Below are 12,385 nucleotides of genomic sequence, written 5' to 3' on the forward strand. Positions count from 1 at the left end.
TGCGGCTCGAGGCTCGAGGTAAACAGCTAGCGGTATATCGCGCGAAGTCCTTCGATAACTTCTTTAGCGGCCACTTCTGGGGTCTTGGTGCGGGCCAGCACCGCGTTGAGCGCCTTACGCATCACATCGGCCACCTCGGGATAGCGCGGATGCACCGGGCGGGCCCGGGCCGATTGCACCACCGGCAGGGCATCGGCAAACCAGGGGTTGGCCTTCAGCACATCGGGATCACGGTAAAGTGACGGGAAAACCGGTAGGTTGGAGGCCTCGATGGCCAGGATTTTGGAAACTTCCGGGCTCGAGAGGTAGCGCACCAGCTTGTAGGCCTGGGCTTTGTTTTTTGAGAAGTCGGAGATGGTCCACTGCCAGCCACCAAGGCAGGAGGCCGAGCGCCCGCCTTCGAACTTGGGCAACGGGACTACCCCAATCTTGCCTTTGACCTGGCTGTCAGCGTCGTTTTGAAATCTATTCCAGGCGTAAGCAAACAGGGTACCAAAAATCCAGCGGCCTGCCTGCATTTCCTGGCGGATGGTGTCCTGGGCTTTCTCGGCCATGTTGGGCGGAGAAACCTTGTGTTTGTCCATCAGGTCGAGCCAGAACTGCAAGGAAGCACGCGCCTGGGCCTCGGTCAGGATAAGCTTGCCCCCTTCGTCCACGTCGCCCCCAGCAGCCCAGATGGGCAGCAGGAAGCTACACACCGTACCCTCGGAGATGTTGCCCATGAAGCCGATCCCGTTGAGGTTGGCGTTGCGCTCACCGGCCAGGATGGTCTGAGCCTGCTTAATGGCTTCATCCCAGGTTACGGGGGGCTTGAAACCGTACTTCTCCAAGAGGTCTTTGCGGTAGTACAGGAACTGAGCATCAGCAAAGCTGGGCAGTGCCACCAGTTGACCATTGATGACGTTGGCTTTGGCATAGGCCGGAAGATACTGCTTGAGCAGGGCTTGCCGGGTAGCCGCTGGCAAGTACTTATCCAGGGTATCGGCCCACTTGGCCGCGGCATATTGGGCGGGCCGAACCACGTCAATCAAGATGGCGTCGATGCTGGGGTCGCGCGAGGCCAGCACAGTAGTGAGGTATTGCTGTTGCTGGTCGGAAGTAGCCCCACCGACTTCAATCTCCACACGCACTCCAGGGTTGCGCTGCTGGTAGGTATCCAAAATTTTGCGCAGTACATCGGGGCGCTGCTGCCCCCCAACGAACACCCGCAAGCGGGCTTGCTGTGCCAGCGCACCAGACATCACCAAGATAGCAACCAACAACCAAAAAAACTTCTTCATGGGTTTCCTCCTCCTTGTAGATGCAAACCTAGTTTACCGAGTTCGGCTTGTAGTGTCTCGCTAACCTCCACACCTTCTGTCATGGCTTTTTCTCGTAAAGCGGCCCGGCGCGAACCGGGAATCCGGCCTCCGACCGCTTCAAGAGCCTGGATGAGTTGGGCCACTCGACTGGCATAGCCCAAGCCAAATGCACCGGGATCGAAGGCTTGGAGCATCAACCCCGGCTTGGCAGCCTGCTCGGGGGGCATCCAGGGTAGGGGCAGCTCGGGCGAGAGCACCTCACCCGCCAGGACACCCGCCAGAATCTCAACCAGCACCGCCAGGGCAAAGCCCTTGCCTTCCCCAATGGGAATCAAGGAACCTTCCAGGGCTGCCCGAGCATCGGTGGTTGGGCGGCCCTCCTTGTCAAGCGCCCAGCCCTCCGGGATGGGCGCGCCTTTCTTCGAAGCAGCAATAATTTTGCCCCGGGCCACCACCGAGATGGAGGTGTCGATGATGATCGGCTGGGGCTGGGCCGGCGCACCCAGGGCGATGGGGTTGGTGCCCAACACCGGCCCAGGGGCAATAGCGGGCGGGGTGTTGGCAAAAGCTAAGGCCACCAGGCCCTGCTGGGCCAGCCGACCCACATAGGCCGACAACACCCCAGAGTGCCCCGCGCCGCGCACAGCCAGCGTTGCACTGCCCTGCTCCTGGGCCATCTGAGCCAGCACCCGCACCGCAAAGAGCCCGGCCACCGGCCCTGGTGCGCCGTCGGCATGGAGAATGGCGACACTGGGTTTGGTTCGTTCCAAACGCATCTGCGGTTTGGCATTCAAGCCACCCGCTTGGAGTTGGCTGGTGTACTGGGCCACACGGGTCAGGCCGTGGCCTACGTTGCCCTCGATTTCGGCCTCGAGGATCACCTCAGCGAACTCGTTGGCGTGGCCCGGGGCCAGCCCCAGGCTTTGGAAGTGGCTCGAGACCACCCGCAATAGCTCGGAATAGGGAACCTTCATGCCACCCCCAGGATGCTCAAAACCCCCTCGGCCACCCGCAGCCCCACCGCTTCCTGGGCCTCGGCGGTCAGGCCCGCCACATGGGGGGTTATCCACAGGTTGTCCACACCCCGCAGCGGGTGCTGCTCGGGCAGAGGCTCGGGGTCTACCACGTCCAACACGGCTCCAGCCAGATGACCCGAACGTAGGGCGGCCACCAGATCGGCCTGGTTGACCAGCTCGCCCCGGGCGGTGTTGATCAGGTAGCTGCCCCTGGGCATGGTAGCGATGGTCTCGGCCCGGATCAGTTCTTTGGTTTCGGGGGTTAGGGGGGCGTGCAGCGAGAGAAACTGGGCCCTTCGCAGCACCTCGGGGGTAGCAACCAGCTCGATCTCGAGGTCTTCTACCGCGCTCTCCCAGGGCAGGCGCATGGGGTCGGAGGCCACTACCTTCATGCCAAAGGCCCGGGCCCGCTTGGCCACCCGCAAGCCCACCTCGCCCAGCCCCACCAGGCCCAGGGTTTTGTTCGCCAGCTCAAAACCGCCAAAAGCGCTGCGGTTCCAGCCGCCCCCGGCCACGTGGGCCGCGGCCCTCGCAATGTTGCGGGCCAGGTGCAGCATGGCGGCCAGCACGTACTCGGCCACCGCAACCGCGTTGATGCCGCGGGCAAAGTAAAGCTGTACGCCGCGGGCTTTGAGGTCGGGCTGCACGATGTTGTCCAGGCCCACCCCCAGCCGCCCGACCACCTTGAGTTTAGGCGCAGCAGCCAGCAAGTCGGCATTCACTTGGGTCTGGTTGCGTACCACGAGCGCGGTGGCCTCGGCCAGCCGGGCCTTGAGGGCTGCGCGGTCTTTCCAGAGGTTGGGGTCGTAATGAACCTCGAGGCCACTTTGCTTTAGGCGCTCGAGCCCGCTGGGGGTGATGAACTCGCAAACCACAATCATGGTTCAGGCACTGGGGAACAGCTTGGTGATCACGAACTCGTTGTGCCGCAGAAGTTCAGCAGCGGTCAGGCGACCATTGACGGTGCGAACAAAAACCTCCAGGATGCGGTCGGCGGCCTGATCAAGATTGATATCTCCCACCAGCAGATCCGGCAGCTTCACGTCAATGTGCTCGCTCATGGTGGTGCAGGTGATGGGGTTGGGCGAGATCTTGATGACCGGGATGAGGGGGTGGCCCACGATGTTGCCCTGGCCGGTAGTGAAGAAGTGCAGCACGCTGCCCCCCGCCGCGCAGAGCGTAACCTGCTCGGCCCCGGCGGAGGAGCTGTTCATGAAAACCAGACCCTGACCCGGCTTGACCGGCTCGGCGTAGTCCAGCACCGCGTTTACCTTGCGCGAACCAGTTTTCTGGATGTTGCCCAGGGCTTTTTCTTCGATGGTGGAAAGCCCCCCGCGGATGTTGCCCTCGGTGGGCTGGGAGCCCAGCAGATCTACCCCCTGGGCCTCGATCATGCGGATGTAGTCGTTATAAATCTGCATGAACTTGCGCTTGAGGGCAGGGCTGGCGCAGCGGTTGGCGATCAGGTGCTCGCCACCGGTCAGCTCAGACGTTTCGCCGAAGATGACCGAGGCCCCCATGTCCACCAACCGATCCACCACCCGGCCCTGGGCTTTGTTGCCGGCCAGGCCCAAGGTGGGGTCGGACTCGCCACACTTTATGGAGAGCACCAGCTCGGATACCTGAACCGGCTCGCGCTTGAGCTCGGAGGCATCCTGCACCATGCGGTAGGCCGCCCGGCTGGCTGCGTTGATCACGTTGAGGTCGCCGTGGCGCTCGATGGAGAAGGTCTCGACGGGTTTGCCAGTTTTGGCGATGGCCGAGGCCACCCGGTCGGTCCATTTGGGCTCGATGCCGATCACCACCACCCCGTGTACGTTGGCATTGGCCCCGTGGCCCGAGAGGGTGCGGAAGGTGAGCTCGAGATCCGCACCAAACTGCAAGCGCCCATAGGGGTGTGGCAGGGCCGTGGTTCCGTTAATCAAGCGGGCCACGCCCTCAGCGGCGGCGTTGGACAGGTCGTCCACCGGCAGGATGAGCACGTGATTGCGCACCCCCACCGCCCCGTTGGGGCGACGGTAGCCGGTGAGCGCCAAGCCTTTAGAAGCTACTTTCCTGGGCATCATCGGCCTCCTTTGGCTTTGGGATTACCCTTGCTTTTTCCATAATCCCAGCGCAGGGTGCGGATGTTGTGCACGTGCACATACCCGCCTTTTTTTACGGGCCGGGTCATACGGCCCACCTTTTCGCCATACTCGATGACCACGTGGCCTTCGGGCATGTCCTTGAGGGCGATTTTGTGCCCCAAGGGGATGTCCTCCAGCAGCTTAACCTTGTGGGCTTTTCCGCCCTCGAGGCTATGGATGGTCAGCTCCTCGCCAGCTTTTAAATCGGCCACCGCAACCGCTACATCATCGGTGCTTTTATGCGCTAAGGCCCTATGTGCCACAAGTCCTCCTTTGGTTTCCTTGGGATTTTATATCTAAAATCTTTTATAGTCAATGTGCTAAACTGAAAGACCAAGGATGACCCTCAACCGCACCACCCTGAACCGCGAAGCCTACAAGGCGCTCAGGCAGGCCATTCTGGGGCGCAAGATTCCCCCCGGCCAGAAACTGGTGGTGCGGGTGCTGGCCGAAGACCTGGGGCTCTCCCCCACCCCGGTCAAGGAAGCCCTAGCAGCGCTGGAGCGCGAGGGGCTGGTAGTGGCGGTGCCCCACCGGGGCTATTTTGTGTTGGAGCCAAGCCTCGAGGATGTGCGGGAGATCTACAGCCTGCGCGAGGTGCTGGAGGGGCTGGCAGTCCGATTAGCCGTCGAGAATGACGGAAGGGCCCTTTTTAGGAAGCTCGAGCGCCTGTTTAGCAAGCAGCGCGAAGCCGCCGACCAGGGCGATATTGGCACCTATGGCGACCTAGACCTGGCCTTCCACCGCACCTTCTGGGAAGCCGCCGGCAGCAAACGCCTGCTCGCCACCGCCGAGACCATAGACGGACAAATTCGCATGCTCATCAACAGCTCGGCGGCCATCCCAGGGCGCCTGCCCCAGTCCCGCGCCGAACACGAAGCCATCTTGCAAGCGGTACGTGACAAAGACCCCGAGGCTGCGGAAGCTGCCATGCGAACCCACGTCCGCAACGCAGGGCGGGCGCTGGAAAGCTTTTTACTGGCCAGAGAAGCCCCGGATCGCTAGAACACTCTTCACAATCGCTAAGTCTCCTGCCAGCCTGATTGCCCTACCCTGGCCTTCCAGGGGCGAGAAAGGTGCAAAATCCTTTTGGCAAGGCCACCGGCGGGCTTTGGGCTAGCAAAGCGCTCCAGGTATCATACCGGATTCAAAAAGATAATCTTCAAACAAAAAGCGCTAAGAGGCTATCTTTTTGAATCCTAGAGCACACCCCTCGCTGCGCTCGGCGAAGAAAGCGTATCCCTTCGGTCGGGTTAGTTCGTCACCGTTCGGCGACGAACTAACCGAATCTGGTATCAGACCAGCTCGAGCACCCCGGCAAAGACCCGCCCCACAGGGCGGCCCTGCGCCCACAAGGTCAGGTCGGCGGGGGCCCCCGGGTGAATCTGGCCGTGCTGGGGCCAGCCCGCCGCCAGCGCTGCGCCCCGGGTGTGGGCCCACAAAACCTCGGCGGGGGTCAGGCGCTGGGCCGGATTCAGGGGGTGCTGGGTAGCAGCCTCCAGGTTCAGCTCGAAAAGCGGCTTCATCACCGGGGCATCCGAGCCAAAAGCCAGGGGCAGGCCGGTGTTCCACAGGTCGCGCAGGCGGAAGGCCTGGTGCTCGTGGCCCGGCAGGTGGTAGCGCACCAGCTCGGCGTCCCCTAGAAGGTGCATGGGCTGCATGGAAATCGCCAGGTTCAGCCCAGCAAACCGTGGCAACTCCTGATCGCGCACATGCTGGGCGTGCTCGAGCCGAAAGATACGCCCGGACTCGGGTTGTAGTTGGTGAAACACCTCCAACACCCCCTGCACCGCCCGGGTTCCGATGGCATGTACGGTCAGGCCGAAGCCCGCTGCCAGTGCTGCCTGGCCCTCACTTTCGATCAGCTCGAGGGGGTCGAGCGCCAGACCATGTGAACCGTCGGGGTAGGGCTCCACCATCCAGGCGGTGCGGCTGCCCAGGGCCCCATCGGCGAAAAACTTGACCGCGGCAATCTCCAGCCGGTCGCCCCGCCAGCCTGGCTGGGTTTCGCGCCAGTGGTCGCGGTCCAGGGCCCACCAAAGCCGCAGCGGCAGCCGGTCGGAAGCCGCGAGTTGTTCCGCCAGGCTATAGTGGCACCAGCCCATGTGATGAACGGCAGTGTAGCCCCGACGGGCCAGGTCTTGCAGGCCCCGCTCGAGCTCGGCCAGGCCGGGCGGGGGCAAGACCCGGTTTATTAGCTCCTGGGCAGCTTCCAGTAAATACCCGGTGGGCTCACCCTGGGCATCCCGCACCACCACCCCACCGGGCATATCGGGGGTTTGGGCGGTAATACCGGCCTCTCTCAGGGCCTGGCTGTTGGCCCAGGCCGAGTGCCGGTCGCGGCTTTGTAAAAACACCGGGTGGTGGGGTGCTACAGCATCCAGCAGTTCGCGGGTGGGGTAGTCCCGAAACAGATAACCCCCGCCGCGTATCCAGGTACCGGGGGGCAGGGTGCGGGCCTTCTCGGCCACCTGCTGGGCCACCGCCTGGGGGTCGCCAAGCCCCTCCAGGTCCAGGCTGCTGAGCTGCAACCCCCACATCTGCGGGTGAGCATGGGCTTCGTGCAGGCCAGGGGTAATCTGCTCAAAAAAATGCTTTTTGGCTCCCGGGTAGCGCGCACTCAGGTCTTGCAGGCTACCCACATCGGCGATGCGGTCACCTTCCAGATACACTGCCTCGGCCCCAGCCTCGGTCATGGTCTCTATTCGCCCATAAAGTAGCATGGGGGCATCCTATCCCGCCCGCAGCCCAGGCTCAAGCAGGGCCGGGCATGGGCTGGCAAGCCTCTTTGAGCAGGGCTGAGGTGATGAGAGATTGTAAAACCCGATTGGGTGTTTGCCTTCACACCTTGCCCACATCGGGCCGCTATACTCGAAAGCCGATGAGACGGGGCTTGCTGATTGGTCTGGGCATATTCGCGGGTTCGGTGCTGGGCTGGGCTGGAATCGAGCGCCACCACCACAACCGGGTCTTTGCGGGCGTGCAGGCCGCTGGGGTACTAGTAGGAGGCCTGACGCTGGAGGAGGCCACCGCGAAAATTGCGGCTGCCACGCAAAACATCACCCCACCCCTGCTCACCCTCAAGGCTGGCGACCAAACCCTGGAGGTCTCCGCCGCCGAGCTGGGCTGGCAGCCCGACCCCAGGGCCACCGCCGAGCGTGCTTTTGCGGTGGGACGAACACGCTGGAGCGAGCGCCTGGCAGCCCTGCGGGGGCAGGTCAGGGTTCCCCTGGTGCCCAGGGTGGATGCCAGAGCCCTGGAAAATCGCCTGCGGGTCATTGCCGACAAGCTCGAGTACCCCCCCACCGATGCCAGGGTGGTGTTTAAGAACGGCCAGTACGTGGTTATTCCCGAAAAGGCGGGCTTGCAACTCGACATCGAGCGCGCCATCGAGACCTATATCCAGCACCCCACGCAGAGCGTGCTCGAGTTTTTTCCCAGAAGCATCACCCCCCGCCTGACGGCGGCCATGCTCGAGCCAGTGGCCCAGAGGGCCAATGAACTCCTGCGGCCCGTTACCCTGGTGTATGCCGAACCCCGCCCCCTTGGTAGTGGAAAGATCCACCGGCGCACCCTGAGCATTGCCGAGGTAGCCTCACTCTTGATCGTCCAGGACGAGATTAAGGTCAACACCACAGCCCTGAACAAAATCCTGACCCAGTTTGCCCGTCACGACCGATTGCCCCAGGATGCCCGCTACACCCTGAGCCCGGAGGGCCAAATGGTGGTGCGCCCCGAGGTAGATGGCTGGAAGCTGAACCAGCCCGAGGCCCGCAAACGCCTCGAGCTGGCCCTTCTGCGCCCCGATTTGAGCGAGTTTAGCCTGACTGTAGTGCCCAAAACAGCCCAGGTGCGGGCTGCTGACCTGCCCAAAGCCGAAAACCTGCGGCTTCTGGCCGAGGCCACCACCAACTATGGCGGCTCAAGCAGCGAGCGTATTGCCAATGTCCACGCCGCCGCCCGCAACCTGGATGGCTATGTGGTGCCAGCGGGTGGGGTCTTTAACTTCAACCAGGCTATCGGCGACATCAGTCTGGAGAACGGCTTCAAGGAGGCCTTGGTTATCTCGGAAGGACGCACGGTTAAGGGCGTGGGCGGTGGGGTCTGCCAGGTCTCGACCACCACCTTCCGGGCTTTGTACCAGGCCGGGCTGCCCATCCTCGAGCGCAACCAGCACGCCTACCGGGTGCGCTGGTACGACCCCATCGTGGGCTACGACGCAGCCGTGTATCAGCCTTACCTCAACCTGCGGGCCACCAACAACACCCCCGGCCCCATTGTCGTGCGCACAGCATTTACCCAGTCTAGCCTTACCGTGCAGCTATACGGCATCCCCGACGGGCGCAAGGTGGTGGTCTCCCAGCCCGTCATCCTCTCCCGCACCCCCCACCCGCCGCCGCAGTACATCGTGGACACCAGCCTGCGCCCCGGCCAGATCAAGCAGGTGGACTGGGCCGTGGATGGCTTCCGTACCCGCATCACCCGCACCATCACCCACCCCGACGGCACGGTAAGCACCGACCAGCTCAACTCCAACTACCGCCCCTGGCAGGCGGTGTACCAGGTAGGACCCCAGACACCCGCTCCAGGGGATGAGGTGGCCTCGAGGTAGGTCTAGGCCGGGCTGATTTCAACCCGGTTGCGCCCCAGGCTTTTGGCCTGGTACAGAACCTTGTCGGCCCGCTCAACCAGGTTGTGGATGCTGTCGCCTATATGCCCCTGGGCCACGCCAAAGCTGGCCGAAACCGCCCCTACTTTCTCGAAGGGCCAGAAGGCAATATCTTCGCGCAAGCGTTCCACTGCCGCCAGCACTTCGTGCTGGTTGTCGCCGCGCATGATAATCATGAACTCCTCCCCACCCCAGCGCCCAAGCATATCGCTCTTACGCAAAGAGGTACGCAAGCGGCGCCCCACTTCTTTGAGCACATCGTCGCCCGCGGCATGCCCGAAGCGGTCGTTGATCTGCTTGAAGCGGTCTATGTCGAGCAACACCACATACACGCCATGGATGCGGTGTGAGGCTTCTTCCAGCAACTCACTCAAGGCCAGGCGGTTGGGCAGGCTGGTCAGGGGGTCGGTGCGGGCCAAGGTATGCATCTGCTCCACCTGCTGGTGGGCATGAGCAAGCTGGTCTTTAACAATTGCCAGCGCGTACAGTAAACCCGCCATAGCAAACAGCCGCATCTGGTTGCGCACAAATGACAAAAACTCGGCCTGGTACTGCCCCAGTGCCACCTCGCCCCCCAGCCGCAGCAAGCCCAAAGCCAGGGTAACCGCCGCCAGAACCAGGCTATAGACCAGCCCCATCCGGGCATCCAGCACGATGTAAGCCAGAACCATAACAAAAGCCATAACCCAGTAGGTGCTCTCGATCTCGACCCAGTTGTGCTCGAGGCTGCCCCAAAACAGGTAGTAGACAAACTTGAGGGTGAAAAACACTGTCGTTGCGGCTATGGTCTCGCGCTCTATACGCGCCAGGTTGGTCTGGTGAAGTAGCCGCCAGGCCCAGCTAGCACACAACAGAATAAACAGTGGGTACAACCATCGAATAAAGCCTTCCTCTGGGCGCATGAGCCAGATCAAAAGCAAAACCGGTATGGCCAGCAGAACGCCCCAAAAGTAGGCCGTTCGTTTTCTATCCCGAAGGACATTTGTCGGCAACCCCTGCACCCCTCCAGTCTAGAGGAGACTCGAGCGCCTTGGTGCCAATTTGGCACTCAGAATTCAGCTAACGTGTAACGGAGTCGGTCTGGGGGGCCTCCGCGACCCCGGTTTTATCTCCCAGGCGACGCTCGTTGCCCGCCTGCAAGCGCTTGATGTTCTCGCGGTGCGTCCAGAAAATCAGGCCTGCCAGGAGCAACACGGTTAGAATTTCCCAGAAAGGCCGCCCCAGCGCGATGGTAATGACCACCGCGGCAAGACCCCCAACCATGCTCCCAGCCGATACAAACCGCGTCAGCCACATGGTCAGAATGCCCACCGGAAAGGCCAGCAAGGCCACCAGTGGATCCAGAAACAGCAGTGTTCCAAAACTGGTCGCTACCCCTTTCCCCCCCGTAAAGCGCAGGAATACCGAGTAATTGTGGCCCAGCACCGCAGCCAGGGCCACCCCGCCCAAGAGGGGCCCCTCGATGTTAAATAAGCGGGCCAGCAAAACGGCAATGCCCCCCTTGAATACGTCAAACACAGCCACCACCACCGCCGGGCCAGCCCCCAGGGTACGCAGGATGTTGGTGGCCCCGGTATTCCCAGAACCCACTTTCTGAATATCCACACCATAGTAACGGGCGACCCAGGCCCCCGCAGGAATCGCGCCGAACAAGTAAGCCAGCAACAAAACAAACCAGACGTTCCAGTCCACACGGGCATTTTATCGCAGTCTTCGCTAATTTTGCCGCTGCTCCGGAAAGCAAACTGTCCTGCTCGCCCCGACCCAGTGTCATCTCTGCGGGTGTGGGGCGCGTCCGAGGCCTTCCTCAGCGCCGTTGGGTGGGTTATGGCCAGCTCTGGCACAGGCCTGGCCAAAGCTCAATCGCTAAAGCGCTCTTCTTTCCAGGGGTCGCCCCGGCGGTGGTAACCGTTAACTTCCCAAAAACCCAGCTCTTCCCTGTCCAAAAACTCAAACCCCCGCACCCACTTGGCGCTCTTCCAGGCGTAAAGGTGCGGCACCACCAGGCGCAATGGGCCGCCGTGGTCGCGGGGCAGAGGCTGGCCAAACAGGGTGTGGGCCAGCAGGTTCTGCTCGAGCAAAAAGTCATCCAGGCTCAGGTTGGTGGTATAGCCCCCGTAGCAGTGAACCAGCACCGCCCGGGCCTGGGGCCTGAGCCGAACCTGCTGCATCAGGTCGGGCACCCGGATACCGCGCCACTTTACGTCCAGCTTGCTCCAGCGGGTTACGCAGTGGAAGTCGGCGGTGAGGTCGGATTGCGGCAGGGCCAGCAGGTCTTCCCAACCCAAGGTTTTGGGTTCTTCCACCTGTCCTTTGATTTCAAACTTAACTTCTTCAGGGCGCACGTTGGGGGTGGGGCCATAGGTCAGCACGGGGAACTTCTCGGTGAGCACCTGGCCGGGGGGCACCCGCTCGCTGTCCACATTTTTGGGCTTGAAGAAATTGCCAAACATAAATGCAGGATAGACGCAGGGCCAGAAGGCCCGGGTAAGCGGGGGCACAAAACCTTAGCGCGAGCGGTAGCGAATCACCTCGACCTTCTCCATGGTAATCAGGCCTTCCTGCACCATCTGGTCGAGGATGGGCAGGAAGGCCTGTATTTTCTCCTCGCTGTCTACAATCTCGATGCAGATAGGCAGGTCTTCGGAAAGCTGGAGTATTTTGGCGGTGTGGATGCGAGAGTGGGCGCCAAAACCCATGAACCCCCTGTAGACGGTGGCTCCAGCCAGGCCTGCTTTTTTGGCCTCGAGCACAATAGCTTCGTAGAGGGGCCGTCCCTGCCACTTGTCCGACTCACCCAAGAATATACGTACCAGCTTGGCTTCCCCTTGCAGCTTCATACCCACCTCCCGGCCCAACGGTAGGCCAGCAAGACCAGGGTAAACCCCAGCACCACACTACCGGCCACATACAAAAAAGCCTTCAGCCACTCCCCTTGTTGCACCAGCGTGAGGGTTTCCCAGCTAAAAGTGGAGAAGGTGGTGTAGCCGCCCAGTAGCCCCACTGCCAAAAACAGCCGCCACTCCGGGCTCATGGCTCCCTCGAGGCTCAGTCGCAGCACCAACCCAATTAGAAAGCTGCCGGTGATGTTAATCAAAAAAGTGCTCCAGGGAAACCCCGGCCCCCAGAGGCCCTGCACCCAGGCCCCCAACCCATAGCGCAAGGCGGCCCCGAGGGCTCCGCCCAGCATGACCAGTAGATAGCGCTCCACGTTGCACAGTATCTTCCCTAAAGCCCCTCTTAATCCAGTCCAAGGTAAAGCTCTCAGCTTAG

At 62.0% G+C, this 12,385-nt stretch carries 13 protein-coding genes; 2 read left to right on the plus strand and 11 right to left on the minus strand.

Features of this window, described 5'->3' with window-relative positions; genetic code table 11:
* Positions 1-26: 26 nt before the first annotated feature.
* Genes Q355_RS0106025 through Q355_RS0106045 form a run of 5 tightly spaced genes read right to left on the minus strand, consistent with a single transcriptional unit; the run spans position 27 to position 4,706 of the window.
* The gene (locus Q355_RS0106025) at positions 27-1,280 is read right to left on the minus strand and encodes an ABC transporter substrate-binding protein (protein WP_027876964.1); all 1,254 of its coding nucleotides are present in this window, start codon (positions 1,278-1,280) and stop codon (positions 27-29) included.
* Complete coding sequence (locus tag Q355_RS0106030) at positions 1,277-2,275, minus strand: Ldh family oxidoreductase (RefSeq protein WP_027876965.1); 999 nt, start codon at positions 2,273-2,275, stop codon at positions 1,277-1,279. Before Q355_RS0106030 ends, Q355_RS0106025 begins: the two co-directional genes overlap by 4 nt.
* Positions 2,272-3,198, minus strand: coding sequence for a hydroxyacid dehydrogenase (locus Q355_RS0106035; protein WP_027876966.1), 927 nt, complete (start codon positions 3,196-3,198; stop codon positions 2,272-2,274). Before Q355_RS0106035 ends, Q355_RS0106030 begins: the two co-directional genes overlap by 4 nt.
* A gap of 3 nt (positions 3,199-3,201) precedes the next feature.
* The gene (locus Q355_RS0106040) at positions 3,202-4,380 is read right to left on the minus strand and encodes a UxaA family hydrolase (protein WP_027876967.1); all 1,179 of its coding nucleotides are present in this window, start codon (positions 4,378-4,380) and stop codon (positions 3,202-3,204) included.
* On the minus strand, positions 4,380-4,706 hold the full coding sequence (locus tag Q355_RS0106045) for a UxaA family hydrolase (RefSeq protein WP_027876968.1): 327 nt from the start codon (positions 4,704-4,706) through the stop codon (positions 4,380-4,382). The genes Q355_RS0106040 and Q355_RS0106045 overlap by 1 nt, the downstream gene beginning before the upstream one ends.
* 76 nt (positions 4,707-4,782) lie before the next feature.
* Here Q355_RS0106045 and Q355_RS0106050 point away from each other — a divergent pair, with 76 nt between their 5' ends.
* Complete coding sequence (locus tag Q355_RS0106050; protein WP_027876969.1) at positions 4,783-5,448, plus strand: GntR family transcriptional regulator; 666 nt, start codon at positions 4,783-4,785, stop codon at positions 5,446-5,448.
* A gap of 290 nt (positions 5,449-5,738) precedes the next feature.
* Here the strand turns inward: Q355_RS0106050 and Q355_RS0106055 are convergent, their stop codons facing one another.
* Positions 5,739-7,166: an amidohydrolase gene (locus Q355_RS0106055; RefSeq protein ID WP_027876970.1), complete on the minus strand. Its 1,428-nt coding sequence runs from the start codon at positions 7,164-7,166 to the stop codon at positions 5,739-5,741.
* A gap of 158 nt (positions 7,167-7,324) precedes the next feature.
* Between Q355_RS0106055 and Q355_RS0106060 the strand changes: the two genes are divergently transcribed.
* On the plus strand, positions 7,325-9,055 hold the full coding sequence (locus Q355_RS0106060) for a VanW family protein (RefSeq protein WP_027876971.1): 1,731 nt from the start codon (positions 7,325-7,327) through the stop codon (positions 9,053-9,055).
* 2 nt (positions 9,056-9,057) lie between these two features.
* Here the strand turns inward: Q355_RS0106060 and Q355_RS0106065 are convergent, their stop codons facing one another.
* The 5 genes from Q355_RS0106065 to crcB form a co-directional block, all read right to left on the minus strand.
* Positions 9,058-10,014, minus strand: coding sequence for a GGDEF domain-containing protein (locus Q355_RS0106065; protein WP_245597510.1), 957 nt, complete (start codon positions 10,012-10,014; stop codon positions 9,058-9,060).
* Between the two features lie 157 nt (positions 10,015-10,171).
* Entirely contained in the window at positions 10,172-10,804 is a 633-nt protein-coding gene (plsY, locus tag Q355_RS0106070) for a glycerol-3-phosphate 1-O-acyltransferase PlsY (protein ID WP_027876973.1), read from the minus strand.
* 167 nt (positions 10,805-10,971) lie between these two features.
* On the minus strand, positions 10,972-11,565 hold the full coding sequence (locus tag Q355_RS0106075) for a sulfite oxidase-like oxidoreductase (RefSeq protein ID WP_027876974.1): 594 nt from the start codon (positions 11,563-11,565) through the stop codon (positions 10,972-10,974).
* 54 nt (positions 11,566-11,619) lie between these two features.
* Positions 11,620-11,952 (minus strand): DUF190 domain-containing protein, encoded by a 333-nt coding sequence (locus tag Q355_RS0106080; protein ID WP_027876975.1) that lies wholly within the window; start codon positions 11,950-11,952, stop codon positions 11,620-11,622.
* Complete coding sequence (gene crcB / locus Q355_RS0106085; RefSeq protein WP_027876976.1) at positions 11,949-12,323, minus strand: fluoride efflux transporter CrcB; 375 nt, start codon at positions 12,321-12,323, stop codon at positions 11,949-11,951. Before crcB ends, Q355_RS0106080 begins: the two co-directional genes overlap by 4 nt.
* Between the last annotated feature and the right edge of the window lie 62 nt (positions 12,324-12,385).

Source organism: Meiothermus cerbereus DSM 11376, from assembly GCF_000620065.1.
GTDB classification, from domain to species: Bacteria; Deinococcota; Deinococci; order Deinococcales; family Thermaceae; genus Meiothermus; species Meiothermus cerbereus.